This is a genomic window from Kitasatospora sp. NPDC057542, assembly GCF_042801945.1.
Classification (GTDB): domain Bacteria; phylum Actinomycetota; class Actinomycetes; order Streptomycetales; family Streptomycetaceae; genus Kitasatospora.
This window is the reverse complement of record NZ_JBHVFE010000272.1, coordinates 1-11986: the sequence shown is the minus strand read 5'-3', so window position 1 is coordinate 11986 and position 11986 is coordinate 1. Positions and strand designations below refer to the sequence as shown.

Here is an 11986-nt window from a genome sequence, read left to right as displayed (position 1 = left end):
CTTTGTAGCGGGGACAGGATTTGAACCTGCGACCTCTGGGTTATGAGCCCAGCGAGCTACCGAGCTGCTCCACCCCGCGTCGGTGGTTGAACCATAGCACGGATGCGGGGTGGAACGGAAAACGGTTACCGCAGCTCAGCGGGCTAGGGCTGCGGGCTGGTCACTCCGCCCCCGGTGGCACCCGGGGCCGGAGTGCCGGTCGGGGCCGGTGCCGGGCTGCCGCCGCGGGCCGCCGTGGCGGCCTTCAGGGCGTCGCCGAGCGCCTTCTGGGCGTTGCCGTAGGCCACCCAGTCGCCGTTCTTGAACGCGGTCTGGCTGTCGTTGTACGCCTTCTCCGCGTCCGAGAGCGCCTTCTGGAGCTCCGGCGAGATCGTCCCGCCCGGCGCCGGCGCGGTGGGCGGGGTCGGGGTGGTCGGCGTCGTCCCGGTGCCGGGCGTGGACGGCGCGGTCGGCGTGGTCGCCGGGGGCGCCCCGCCGAACACCTTCTTCAGCGCGGCCTCCAGGGTGTCCTCGAACGCCACGTTGTCGTCCCCGTACACCGCCAGGACCTTCTGCATCGTCGGGTACTTGGCGCCGCGTCCGCGCACGTACACCGGCTCGATGTTGAGCAGTCCGCCACCGACCGGCAGGGTCAGCAGGTTGCCGTACTCCAGCTCGGCGTCGCCGCCGCTCTTCAGCGCGAAGATCTGGTTGGCCACCTCCTGGCGGGAGTTGAACTTCGACTGCACCAGGCCCGGGCCGGGGGCGCCGCTCTCGCCCGTCATCTTCAGGATGCGGATCTTCCCGTAGTCGTCCCCCGGGTCCGCGTTGACGGCCATGAACGCCGCCAGGTTGGGCCGCTGGTTGGGCACGAAGGTGCTGGTGAGCGAGAAGCTCGCGGCGTTGGTGTCCGGCATCCGCACCGTCACGTAGTACGGCGGCTGGACCTGCTTGGTGTCGCTGGTCGGGTCCACCGGGGTCTGCCAGATGTCACTGCCGTTGAAGAAGGAGTTGGCGTCGGTGACGTGGTACTGGCCGAGCAGGTCGCGCTGCACCTTGAACATGTCCTGCGGGTAGCGCAGGTGCGGCAGCAGCGTCTGCGGGATGTCCGCCTTCGGCTCCACGGTGCCGGGGAAGGCCTTCATCCAGGTCTTCAGCACCGGGTCCTTCTCGTCCCACTGGTAGAGCTTCACCTCGCCGGTGTAGGCGTCCACCGTGGCCTTGACCGAGTTGCGGATGTAGTTGACCTGGTTGGCGGCGGTCAGCAGCTCACCGCGCTGGTTGGTCAGCGAGTCCTTGGTGGCGGCGCCCAGCGTCGTCTTCGAGGAGAACGGGAAGCCGTCCGAGGTGGTGTAGCCGTCCAGCACCCAGACCACCCGGCCGTCCTGCACCACCGGGTACGGGTCGGCGTCGATCGACAGCCACGGCGCGACCTTCTCCACCCGCTCCTTCGGCGTCCGGTTGTAGATCACCTTGGCGCCGTCGGTGATGGCCCCCGCGTAGAGGATCTGCGGCTCGGCGAAGCGCACCGCGTAGGCGGCCCGGGTCAGCGGGTTGTCCAGCGAGACCCCGCTGTTGCCCTCGTAGGTGGTCTCGGCGTTCTGGCCGGTCTTGGGATCGGTGTAGTCGATCTCCTTGTTCGTGCCACCGACGATCGAGTACGTCGTGGTCTTCTCGCCGTAGTAGATCCGCTGCTGGTAGTCGCCCAGCGTGCCGGAGGCCGGCAGGCCCGACTCGGTGAACACCGGCTGGCCCTTGTCGTCGACCTGGTTGCCCTTGGCGACCACCACGCCGTAGCCGTGGGTGTACTTGAAGTGGTCGTTGATCCAGTTGCGCTGCACGCCGTTGAGGTCGAGCTCGCGCAGGCCGATCACGCTGTCCTGCTTGTCCTGCCCGGTGCCGTAGCGGTCCACGTCCAGCGTGTTCGGGAAGGCGTAGTAGTTGCGCTGCTGCTCCAGCGACTGGAACGCCGGCGAGACGACGTTCGGGTCCAGCAGCCGGATGTCCGAGACGGTCTGGGCGTCCGGCTTGAGCGCGTCCGTGGTGGTCGAGCCCTGCGGGGTGTACGGGGTGGTCTGCGCGTCCGCGATCCCGTACGCCTGGCGGGTGGCGTCGATGTTCTTCTGGATGTACGGCGTCTCCTTGGCCTGCTCGTTCGGCTTGACCTGGAACTGCTGCACGATCGCCGGGTACAGCCCGCCGATCAGCACCGCCGACAGCACCATCAGCCCCAGGCCGATCAGGGCCGGGGCCCAGGTGCGGCGGATCGGGGTCAGGAAGAACAGCACCGCGCAGATGATCGCGACGAAGAACAGGATGGTCTTGGCCGGCAGGAACGCGTTGGCGTCCACGTAGCGCAGGCCGGTCCAGCCGGAGACACCCTTGTACGAGCCGGTCTTCACCGCCAGCGCGTACCGGTCCAGCCAGTACGCGACGGCCTTCAGCAGCACGAACACGCCCAGCAGCACCGCCAGGTGCCCCTGCGCGCCCGCGCTCGCCCGGCGGCCCGGACCCTGCAGCCGCAGCCCCCCGTACAGGTAGTGCACCAGCGCCGAGGTCAGCAGCGAGACGATCACCGCGCTGAACGCGAAACCCAGCACGAACTCGTAGAACGGCAGGTCGAAGGCGTAGAACGAGACGTCCATGCCGAACTGGGAGTCCTTCTCACCGAAGGAGGTCGAGTTCGTCCACATCAGCCAGGTCCGCCACTGGCCGGAGGCCGCGGCACCGGCCACCAGGCCGATCACCAGCGAGACCCCGATCAGCGCCCAGCGCTTGAACGGCGCCAGGCCGGCCCGGTAGCGGTCGAGGCTCTGCTGCTCCACCGACATCGCCGACAGCGGCGGCCGCAGCCGGTGCGCCAGCCAGATGTTGAAGCCGACGATCACCGCCATCAGCAGGCCGAACACCGCGAACAGGCCGATCTTCGTCCACAGCTGGGTGGTGAACACCGAGGAGAAGTGGACCGACCTGAACCACAGCCAGTCCGTCCAGAAGCCCGCGAACATGACGAACAGCAGGAAGAGCACCGCGAGCACGCCCAGGGTCAGCAGGGCCACCCGCGCCCGCCGGGAGGGCGGGCCTACCCTGCGCCGGAAACCCGGCCCTGAGCGTTCGGGCATCTGGAAGACCACGGTGGCACCTCGGCTGTGTCGTCTGAATGGGGTCGGTCGTCAGAGCAACTTAACCAGGCTTTGGCCGAGTTCCCACCGTTAGCAGACGGTTACGACCCCCGCCCGCTTCCGGCCGTCCCCGCCGCGGCTCCTCCGGCCCTTCGGCGGCTCTTCCGGCGCCTCTTCGGCGACTCTCCCGGCGGGCTCTCCCGGCGGGCACGGACCGTCCGGCGAGCGCGGGCCGCCCGGCGTGTGAGGATTGAGGCATGTCCGACGCGTCTGATCTGAACAACTCCCCCGACGACGTCTCCAAGCTCCCGGCCGCCACCCCGCTGACCCGGGCCGCGCTGGAGATCGACGAGTACGCCGCCACCCTCGGCTGGGACCTCCCGGCCCGGCTGTTCGCCCTGGTGGACAGCGCCGCCCTGCGCAAGGCCAACCCGAAGATCGCCAAGCAGCTCGGCCTCGCCGAGGGCGACGAGACCGGCCTGACCCCGATCGAGCAGGACGAGCTGCCGGCCGGCATGGAACTCGACAAGTTCCTCGGCACCATCGCCTGGCCCGACGCCGTGGCCGGCTGCGCCCTGGTCGTCGAGCGCCTGATGCTGCCCCCGGGCGCCGAGCAGTCCCGCCCGCGGGGTGCCACCGACGCCCAGCTCGCCGAGTGGGTGGCCAACCACCCCAAGCGCGAGGAGGTGCGGATCACCGCCGCGGTGCTCCGCGACGGCAAGAAGGAGATCGCCCTGCGGCTGCGCTCCAAGGACGTCGCCCGCGAGGTGCTGACCGGCCCCGACCTGGTGCCGGGCCTGACCGACGCGCTGCTGGCGACCTTCGCCTGACGCCTTCCCCGGCGGCTGCCCGACAGCTGCCCGGTGGCTACTTGGTGGCGCAGGACGGCAGCGCGGAGGTCTGCCCGGAGCGGAGCTGCTCCAGCGACTTCAGCGCGCCGTCCAGCGTGTCCGTCTTGACCAGGGTCAGCCCGGACGGGACGTTCTTGCTCGCCTCGGCGCAGTTCGAGGACGGGGTGAAGAAGTACTCGGCCCCGGCGTCCCGGGCGGCGATCAGCTTCATCGAGATGCCGCCGATCGGGCCGACCTTGCCGTCGTCGTCGATGGTCCCGGTGCCGGCCACGAACCTGCCGCCGGTGAGGTCGCCGCCCGGGGTCAGCTTGTCGATGATGCCGAGCGAGAACATCAGGCCTGCGCTGGGGCCGCCGACGTCCTGCAGGCCGATGTCGATCTGGAACGGGTAGGTGTGCCGGATCCCGGTGCCGATGCCCACCACCGCGAGCTCCGCCCGCTCGGCCGGGGCCTTCGGGTCGAGGTCCTTGGCCCGTACGGTCGGCACGGTGACGTCGGTCTTCCCGCCCGGCGCGGCGGCGCCGCCCGCGTCCTTGACCCTCGGCACGACGGTGAAGACCACCGGCTCGCCCGGCTTGTGCTTGGTGACGGCCGCGACCACCTGGTCGACCGAGCCGACCGGTGCGCCGTCCACGGCCACGATCTGGTCGCCCGCGTGCAGCCGGCCCTCGGCCGGGGCGCCCGCGGTGACCGACTTCACGATCAGCTCGCTGCCGACCGGGACGCCCAGCTGCTTGAGCGCCGCGGTGCGGGCACTGTCCTCGGAAGAGGCGAACTCCTCGGCGTTCTGCTTCTTGGCGTCCGCGTCCGACTGCCCCTTCGGGTAGACGTTGTCGTGCGGCACCACCAGCACGTCGTCCCGCAGCCAGCCGACCACCGCGTTGACCAGGCTGGGCTCGTACTTGGCCCCGGTGACCTGGACGGTGGTCATGTTGAGGTGCCCGGTCGTCGGGTACGACTCGTGCCCGCTGATGCTGATCACCGGCTTGCCGCCCTGGTTGCCGAGCGTGTTGTACGTCGGCCCCGGGCTCATCTCCGTGTACGGCACCTTCATCAGCACCGAGACGCAGAGCAGCGCTATGAGCAGCAGGGTGGCAGCGAGCATCGTCGCGGAGCGGCGTGGCATGCCTCGACAGTACGGGACGCGCCTGAACCGGCGCCCGCCGGGCTACCTGCCGGGGCGCTCACCGGCGGTGCCGGCGGTGGTGCGCTCCATGGCGGCCATGAAGCGCCGGTGTTCGGCGAGTGAGGCCGGGTCCCCGGTGGCCCGCGGCTCCCGCTGGGCCCACACCGCCCAGAGGCCTGCGGCCACGCCGGCGACACCCGGGATGATCAACCAGGCGAGCGCACCCATACCAGTACTCCCAGCTCGTCGTGCCTATGAGCAGATTAACCACTCCGGCGGACAACGCGGCCGGCGCCGTCCGGGTTACGGCACGGCCGATCGGCTCACTTCCAGGGAGTATTCGGGGTGCCGTTGCGCACCCGTCGGAGTGAAGCCACGGCGCGCCTGACCCGACGGACGCACGAGGTGTGCATGTCGGTTCCGTCGCACCGGGAGTGGTCTCAGCAGCCGCCGGCGCCGACCCACTCCTCCTCGCCGTCGGAGAAGACCTGGTGCTTCCAGATCGGCACCTCGTGCTTGAGGTCGTCGATCAGCCGGCGGGCGGCGGCGAAGGCCTCGCCGCGGTGGGCGCAGGAGACGGCGACGATCACGGCCTTGTCGGTGATCTCCAGCCGGCCCACCCGGTGGACCGCGGCGAGCGCCCGGACCGGGAAGTCCGCGACCACCTTCTCGGCGATCCGGCGCATCTCCTGCTCGGCGGTGGGGTGGCAGCTGTACTCCAGCGCGGCGACCGACTTGCCGCCGTCGTGGTCCCGGACCGTCCCGACGAAGACGGTGGTGCCGCCGGCCGCGTCGTCACCGACCGCCTCGTACACCTCGTCCAGCGAGAGCGGGGTGTCGCGGATGGCGAGCAGGCGGATGGGGTCGTGGATCTCGGACATGACCCCATGATTCCCCATCGGGGATGGTGCGGGGCAAGTACTTTCCGCATCACGGTGGGGAAATTTCGCATCGTGAGAAGTGTCGCCCGTCGACCGGCTCCCCCGGCCGATCAGAACCGCCGCCGCTTGCGGGCCCGGCGCACCAGCGCCGCCGTACCGACCAGCGCCACCGTCGCCCCCGCCGCCCCCAGGCTGGTCGCCGCCTCCTTGCCGCCCAGCCGGCGCCCGGCCACCGCGTGCTTGCCGGACACCTGGTCCAGCAGTTCGGCCAGCACCTGCTCGTTGGTGTGCGCCGGGCGCCAGCCCGCCTCGTGCAGCCGGCTGCCGGACACCACCCACGGGTACATCGTGTACGCCAGGTCCCCGGCCGGGGCGGGGGTCAGGCCCAGCCGGTGCAGCCGCGCCGCCGTGCCGAGTGCCAGCGAGGCCGGCAGCTCCATCCGCCGGATCCCGGACAGCCGCTCGACGTCCTCCTGCTCCAGCCAGCCGTCGCAGCCGACCGTCACCTCGCCCTCGACCAGGCCCAGCGCCGCGTACTCCAGCGCCGACGCCAGGTCGTCCACGTGGCAGAACTGCCAGCACGGCCGGGACCCGGCCACCACCAGCAGCCGGGGCGCCTCGAAGTGCCGGGTCAGCACGGTGTCCACGCCGGGGCCCACCACCACGGCCGGGCGCAGCACCGTCACCTGGAGGCCCGGGTGGGCGCGCGGCGCCCGGCGGGCCAGCCGCTCGATCTCCAGCAGGTCCCCGACCAGCGAGGCCTCCTCGGTGGCCCGCAGCTCGGAGTCCTCCGCCAGCGGCACCTCGTTGTCGGCCAGCGCGCCGTAGACCATCGCCGAGGTGCACAGCACCACCCGGTGCACCCCGGCGGCCGCGGCCGCGGTCAGCACCGTCTGGGCGCCGCGCACGTTGTAGGCGCTGCGGGCCCGGGCGTCGGACTCCATGCCGAAGTCCATCGCCAGGTGCACCACCACGTCGACACCGGCCAACCGCTCGGCCACCGCCGGGTCCCGCACGTCGAGCACCCGCCAGTGCACGCCCGGCACCTCACCGCGCCGGTCGTCCACCGCGAGGACCTTCCGCACGTGAGAGGAGGCCACCAGCCGGGCGGCGACCCGCTCGCCCAGCACGCCCGCGGCACCGGTGACCGCCACGGTCAGCGGCCGTCCGCCGTAGGCTGGAGGCGGCGACGCCGTGGTGTCCGACACGTCCTCTCCTCCGGTCAGCCCAGAGCGAACGTCCGAGGGCGGGGAACTCACCGGCCATCCTCCACGGTTAGCTTTATGTGCGTACGGACGTGTGTCACGTACGTCCATCCTGCCCGAGGCGAAGGCCCGGCGGTGCACCCGGCGCGGGCCTGCCGCGCGGGAGCCGCCCCCGAGTCCCCCACTCCGCCGTCGCTCCGGGTACAGACTTTCCCGCCACACCCGCATGACGGCCGACCGGATCGAGGACCCCGTGAGCGACCTTCCCTTCGGATTCGGCGTTCCGCCCGAGGAGCCCGAGGACGGCAAGGCCAAGCCCGACGACGCCCAGAAGAAGAAGGACCAGGAACAGTCCGGCAGCGGCCCGCAGCCGTTCGGCTTCGGGGGCGGCAACCCCTTCGGTGCGATCTTCGGCATGCCCGGCGCCCCGGGCGGCACCGGCGCCGGTGCCGACAACCCCTTCGCCGCGATGTTCGGCGGCATGAACCCGGGAGACCTCGGCGCCGCCTTCCAGCAGCTCGGCCAGATGCTCTCGTTCGAGGGCGGCCCGGTGAACTGGGACCTCGCCACGAACATCGCCCGTCAGACGGTGGTCGCCGAGCCCGCCGAGGGCAAGAGCAAGGACCGCTCGGTCAGCGCCGCCGAGCGCTCCGCCGTCGCCGAGGCCGTCCGCCTGGCCGACCTGTGGCTCGACGGCTCCACCGAGTTCCCCTCCGGCGCCGGCACCGCCGTCGCCTGGAGCCGCGCCGAGTGGATCGAGGCCACCCTCCCGGTCTGGAAGGACCTGGTGGACCCGGTCGCCGAGCGGGTCGGCAACGCCATGGGCGGCGTCCTGCCCGAGGAGATGCAGGCCATGGCCGGCCCGCTGATGGGCGTGATGCGCTCGATGGGCGGCGCCATGTTCGGCACCCAGATCGGCCAGGCGCTCGGCGCGCTCGCCGGTGAGGTGGTCGGCTCCGCCGACGTCGGCCTGCCGCTCGCCCCGGCCGGCAAGGCCGCGCTGCTGCCGCAGAACGTCGCCGAGTTCGGCGAGGGCCTGAGCGTGCCCGCCGACGAGGTCCGCCTCTACCTCGCCCTGCGCGAGGCCGCCCACCAGCGGCTCTTCGCCCACGTGCCGTGGCTGCGGGCCCACCTGCTGGGCGCCGTCGAGGCCTACGCGCGCGGCATCAAGGTCGACACCTCCCGGATGGAGGAGCTGGTCGGCCAGCTCGACCCGAGCAACCCGGAGGCCCTCCAGGAGGCGCTGGCCGGAGGCCTGCTCCAGCCCGAGGACACGCCCGAGCAGAAGGCCGCGCTCGCCCGCCTGGAGACCGCGCTCGCCCTGGTCGAGGGCTGGGTCGACGCCGTCGTGCACGCCGCCGCCGAGCCGCACCTTCCGCAGGCCGGCGCACTGCGCGAGACCGTCCGCCGCCGCCGCGCGGCCGGCGGGCCCGCCGAGCAGACCTTCGCCACCCTGGTCGGTCTGGAACTGCGCCCGCGCCGGCTGCGCGACGCCTCCCGGCTCTGGGCGCTCCTCGCCGACGCCCGCGGCATCGAGGGCCGCGACGCGCTCTGGGAGCACCCGGACATGCTGCCCACCGCCGCCGACCTGGACGACCCGGACGCCTTCGTGCACCGGGGCTCCGCCGACGACCTGGAGGGCGGCATCGACTTCGACGCGCTCGACAAGCTGCTCGGCGAGGCCGCGGCGGGCAAGCCCGACCTCACCAAGAAGGACGAGCAGCCGAAGACCGACGAGGACGGCACCGGCGGGAAGGGCGAGCCCACCGCATGACGGACACCGAGACGCCCGCCGCCACTCTGCACGCGGACGCCGTCCGCACGCTGACCGGGTGGCGGCCCGCCGACCAGGACCAGGAGCAGCTGCGGCTCGACTACCTGGAGCACCTCGCCGCGCAGCCCGAAGGCCTGTACCGCTCCTGCCTGCCCGCGCACATCACCGCGAGCGCGGCGGTCGTCGACCCGGCGGCCGGGCGGGTGCTGCTCACCCTGCACCCCAAGGTCGGCATGTGGCTGCAGATGGGCGGGCACTGCGAGCCCGGCGACCGCGACCTCGCCTCGGCCGCACTGCGCGAGGCCGTGGAGGAGTCCGGCATCCCCGACCTGGTGCTGCTGGAGAGCGGCGGCGCCCCGGTGCCGGCCAAGCTGGACCGGCACCTGGTCCGCTGCACCGGCAAGGACCGGCCGGAGAACACCCACCTGGACGTCCAGTACATCGCGCTGGCCCCGGCCAGCGCGCAGGCGCTGATCAGCGAGGAGTCGCTGGACCTGCGCTGGTTCGACTACGACCGGCTCCCGGAGCTCACCGATCACTCGGTGCGCGACCTGGTGGCCCGGGCGCGGCAGCTGACCGGCTGAGGTGTGACACCGGAAGGGGGCGCGGGCCGACAGGCTCAGCGCCCCCTTCCGTCGTTCCTCCGGTCGAACCGGCCCGGCCTCGGCCCGTACCGCCCCATCCCGCCCGTACCGTCCGGCCACGGGCTCACGCCGCCAGGGCTCCGGCCGCGCCGCCGCGGCCTCAGCCGCAGGAGGCGGCCTGGCCCGGCCCCGCCGGGCCCGGGGCGGCGTGCCGCGCGCCGGGGATGTGCGGCAGCCGGGCGGCGGAGACCACGCCCTCCAGGTACCCGCGGGCCCGCTCGGTCCGCGGGTAGGCCTCCAGCAGGGCCCAGAACGCCGGGCCGTGGTCCGGCACCAGCAGGTGCGCCAGCTCGTGCAGCAGCACGTAGTCCAGCACGTACTCCGGCATGCCCTGGAGCCGGTGGGAAAGGCGGATCGTCCCCTCGCTGGGGGTGCAGGAGCCCCAGCGGGAATTCTGGTTGGTGACCCAGCGGACCTGACTGGGCCGGGCGCGATCGCCCAGGTAGGCGGCCGACAGCTCGCGGGCCCGGGTCATCAGGGCCTCGTCCCCCGGGACCCGCCGGGACTCCTGGGCGGCGAGCTTCTCCAGCATCTGCGCGACCCAGCGCTGCTCCTCGGCGTGCGACATCCGGGCCGGGATCAGCACGACGGTGCGGTCGCCCTCGCGGTAGGCGGAGACGGTACGGCTGCGGCGGGCGCTGCGGCGCACCTCGACCCGGCTGCGGTCGTGCGCCTCGGGCGGCACGGCACCGGTGCGCGGCGGCTGCGGTGGGGCCGGCCTCGGCTGCTGCCGCTGGTCCGGGCGCCCGCGCGTGTTCGGCGCCGCGACCTGCGACCCGGACGCTGCACGGGCACGCCGACGCGACGCCGGTGGATGGGAGTCCCGCTCGGCTGCCATGGCACACGACGTTACCCCGCACCACGGACAGAAGTCCGCTGCCATGGCCGGAATCTTTCATGGAGTGATCGGGAACGAAAAGTCGACGGCGGGTGTCCGGAAACCGACGCCGAGGAGGATGACCAGTTATCCACAGGGTGTACGAACGGATGATGCGATCATGCGCACGGGCCTGTGGACAACTCCCTGCACGCCGTCGCCGCGATGGGGCATGCTGCGGTCAGCCGTCCGGAAACGATCGGAAGGGAGATCGTCGTGCGCCTCGCCCTCAAGCCCGCCCTGTCCCGCAGCTGGCGGGACTCGGAGACCCTGCAGTTCGGCACCGTCACCCGGTTCGCCGGGGTGCTCGGCAACGCCGACAAGACCCTCTGCGACTTCCTCGCGCTGCTCGACGGGACGCGCGACCGACCGGAGCTCCTGAACGAGGGCGAACGCATCGGGCTCGGCCGCGAACCGGCCGACGCCCTGCTCACCGGCCTGGAGGAGACCGGCCTGCTGGACGACGCGGAGGCCGGCGACCGGGCACTGGCCCGCTTCCCCGGGCAGCAGCGGGACTTGCTCGAACCCGACCTCGCCTCGCTCTCCCTGGTCCACTCCGGCCCGGGCGCCGCACCGGCGATCCTGGGCCGCCGGGCCGACGCGCGGATCGAGGTGCGCGGCGCGGGCCGGGTCGGCGCCGCCGTCGCGGCGGTGCTCTCCGCCGGCGGCACCGGCGCGGTCACGGTCGCGGACGGCGGCCGGGTGAAGCCCGGCGACTGCTCCCCCGCCGGGCTGCCGCCCGGAGACGTCGGGCGGCTGCGCTCGACGGCGGCCCGGGAGGCGGTGCAGCGCGCCTCGGGCCGGCCCCCGGCGCCCGCGCCCCGGCGTCGGCCCGGGGACGCGCCACCGGACTTCGTGGTCCTCGCGCCCCGGGACGGCAGCGCCGCCTTCGCGGGCGGGACGTACGAGGCCCGGCTGCTGTTGCGGGCCGGGGTGCCGCACCTCTACGTGGGCGTGGTCGAGGAGTTCGGCGTCATCGGACCGCTGGTGATCCCCGGGATGTCGGCCTGCGGGCACTGCCTGGTGCTGCGGCGGGAGGACGAGGACGCCGCCTGGCCGCGGGTCCTGGCCCAACTGGCCGACGGAGGCCCCGGCCGGGCCCGTACGCCGGCCTGCGACACGGCCCTGGCGACGGCGGTCGCCGGGCTGGCGGCGCTGCACGTCCAGGTGTTCCTGGACGGCGGCCGGCCGCCGAGCGTGGACGGCTGGTGCGAGGTCTCGGCCGGGGACGGCATGCCCCGGCGCCTGCGGCTGCGCGGGCACCCGGACTGCGGCTGCCTGTGGCAGCCGCTGCCGCCGGGGTGAGGGGAGGAGGAGAAGAGGAACGAGTCTGACGGGAGCAGGCCCGGCGGCTGCACGGCTCGGCAGCCTCTCGGCCTCCCCACGGCACCACGGGCACCCACCCGGCCATACGAGCCGATGGCCAGGTGAGCCCGCGGTCCCGACGGACCCCGGACGGGGGTCGACGCCCCATGGGCGGGTACGAGGCCTCCCACGGCCCGTGCCCTGCCCTGGGCAGGGCCCGGG

The 11986-nt window shown here is 73.0% G+C and carries 10 protein-coding genes and 1 tRNA gene; 4 read left to right on the top strand and 7 right to left on the bottom strand.

Features of this window, described 5'->3' with window-relative positions; all coding sequences use genetic code 11:
* Positions 1-5: 5 nt before the first annotated feature.
* Together ACFU7Y_RS28460 and ACFU7Y_RS28455 are read right to left on the bottom strand one after the other, a co-directional pair.
* A tRNA-Met gene (locus tag ACFU7Y_RS28460) sits at positions 6-79 on the bottom strand.
* Positions 80-143: 64 nt separating this feature from the next.
* Entirely contained in the window at positions 144-3101 is a 2958-nt protein-coding gene (locus ACFU7Y_RS28455) for a UPF0182 family protein (RefSeq protein ID WP_380770086.1), read from the bottom strand.
* A 257-nt stretch (positions 3102-3358) separates the two neighbouring features.
* Here ACFU7Y_RS28455 and ACFU7Y_RS28450 point away from each other — a divergent pair, with 257 nt between their 5' ends.
* On the top strand, positions 3359-3931 hold the full coding sequence (locus tag ACFU7Y_RS28450) for a PPA1309 family protein (RefSeq protein WP_224282466.1): 573 nt from the start codon (positions 3359-3361) through the stop codon (positions 3929-3931).
* Positions 3932-3968: 37 nt separating this feature from the next.
* On the opposite strand, the gene ACFU7Y_RS28445 is transcribed toward ACFU7Y_RS28450, so the two are convergent.
* The 4 genes from ACFU7Y_RS28445 to ACFU7Y_RS28430 form a co-directional block, all read right to left on the bottom strand.
* On the bottom strand, positions 3969-5078 hold the full coding sequence (locus tag ACFU7Y_RS28445) for a PDZ domain-containing protein (protein ID WP_224282465.1): 1110 nt from the start codon (positions 5076-5078) through the stop codon (positions 3969-3971).
* Positions 5079-5120: 42 nt separating this feature from the next.
* Positions 5121-5306 carry a hypothetical protein gene (locus ACFU7Y_RS28440; protein WP_224282464.1) on the bottom strand — a complete coding sequence of 62 codons (186 nt, stop codon included), beginning with the start codon at positions 5304-5306 and terminating at the stop codon, positions 5121-5123.
* Positions 5307-5518: 212 nt separating this feature from the next.
* Positions 5519-5959: a molybdenum cofactor biosynthesis protein MoaE gene (locus ACFU7Y_RS28435; protein WP_224282463.1), complete on the bottom strand. Its 441-nt coding sequence runs from the start codon at positions 5957-5959 to the stop codon at positions 5519-5521.
* 110 nt (positions 5960-6069) lie between these two features.
* Positions 6070-7218 (bottom strand): NAD-dependent epimerase/dehydratase family protein, encoded by a 1149-nt coding sequence (locus tag ACFU7Y_RS28430; RefSeq protein WP_224282462.1) that lies wholly within the window; start codon positions 7216-7218, stop codon positions 6070-6072.
* A 199-nt stretch (positions 7219-7417) separates the two neighbouring features.
* Between ACFU7Y_RS28430 and ACFU7Y_RS28425 the strand changes: the two genes are divergently transcribed.
* A complete protein-coding gene (locus ACFU7Y_RS28425) occupies positions 7418-8938 on the top strand; it encodes a zinc-dependent metalloprotease (protein WP_224282461.1) in 1521 nt (506 codons plus the stop codon).
* Positions 8935-9522 (top strand): NUDIX hydrolase, encoded by a 588-nt coding sequence (locus tag ACFU7Y_RS28420; RefSeq protein WP_380770085.1) that lies wholly within the window; start codon positions 8935-8937, stop codon positions 9520-9522. The genes ACFU7Y_RS28425 and ACFU7Y_RS28420 overlap by 4 nt, the downstream gene beginning before the upstream one ends.
* Positions 9523-9682: 160 nt before the next feature.
* Here the strand turns inward: ACFU7Y_RS28420 and ACFU7Y_RS28415 are convergent, their stop codons facing one another.
* Positions 9683-10267: a M48 family metallopeptidase gene (locus ACFU7Y_RS28415; RefSeq protein WP_380770084.1), complete on the bottom strand. Its 585-nt coding sequence runs from the start codon at positions 10265-10267 to the stop codon at positions 9683-9685.
* A 408-nt stretch (positions 10268-10675) separates the two neighbouring features.
* Here ACFU7Y_RS28415 and ACFU7Y_RS28410 point away from each other — a divergent pair, with 408 nt between their 5' ends.
* Positions 10676-11764, top strand: coding sequence for a ThiF family adenylyltransferase (locus tag ACFU7Y_RS28410; protein ID WP_380770083.1), 1089 nt, complete (start codon positions 10676-10678; stop codon positions 11762-11764).
* Positions 11765-11986: the final 222 nt, after the last annotated feature.

What these genes read in the sequence shown, in the direction of transcription:
- ACFU7Y_RS28455 (WP_380770086.1), bottom strand. Translation starts at nt 3,101, where the DNA reads ATGCCCGAACGCTCAGGGCCGGGTTTCCGGCGCAGGGTAGGCCCGCCC.
- ACFU7Y_RS28450 (WP_224282466.1), top strand. Translation starts at nt 3,359, where the DNA reads ATGTCCGACGCGTCTGATCTGAACAACTCCCCCGACGACGTCTCCAAG.
- ACFU7Y_RS28445 (WP_224282465.1), bottom strand. Translation starts at nt 5,078, where the DNA reads ATGCCACGCCGCTCCGCGACGATGCTCGCTGCCACCCTGCTGCTCATA.
- ACFU7Y_RS28440 (WP_224282464.1), bottom strand. Translation starts at nt 5,306, where the DNA reads ATGGGTGCGCTCGCCTGGTTGATCATCCCGGGTGTCGCCGGCGTGGCC.
- ACFU7Y_RS28435 (WP_224282463.1), bottom strand. Translation starts at nt 5,959, where the DNA reads ATGTCCGAGATCCACGACCCCATCCGCCTGCTCGCCATCCGCGACACC.
- ACFU7Y_RS28420 (WP_380770085.1), top strand. Translation starts at nt 8,935, where the DNA reads ATGACGGACACCGAGACGCCCGCCGCCACTCTGCACGCGGACGCCGTC.